Consider the following 404-nt stretch of genomic DNA (forward strand, 5'->3'; position numbering starts at 1 on the left):
GGTGCCAACAAGGCCGTGACCGTGAGCGGCTACACCCTGTCCGGCGCAGACGCCGGCAACTATGTGGTGACGCAACCATCCGGCCTGACGGCCAGCATCAGCAAGGCCAGCCTGGCCGTGTCGGGCATCGCCGCCGCCAACAAGACCTATGACGCCACCACGGGCGCGACCCTGAGCGGCACGGCCACCGTGAGCGCTTTGGGCAGCGACAGCGTCACGGTTGCCGGTACCGGTGCCGGCAGCTTTGCCGATGCCAATGCCGGCGTTGGCAAGGCCGTTACCGTTACCGGCTATACGCTGGGCGGCATCGATGCTGGCAACTACAACCTGGTGCAGCCGGCCGGCGTGAGCGCCATCATCAACAAGGCTGATGTCATCGTGTCCGGCAGCAAAACCTACGACGG

At 66.1% G+C, this 404-nt stretch carries 1 protein-coding gene; it reads left to right on the plus strand.

Features of this window, described 5'->3' with window-relative positions:
- A partial coding sequence (locus K0F86_RS27175) for a YDG domain-containing protein (protein ID WP_219137217.1) occupies positions 1–404 on the plus strand: 404 nt, incomplete at both ends.

Source organism: Janthinobacterium sp. UMAB-60 (assembly GCF_900095235.1).
GTDB lineage: Bacteria > Pseudomonadota > Gammaproteobacteria > Burkholderiales > Burkholderiaceae_D > Janthinobacterium.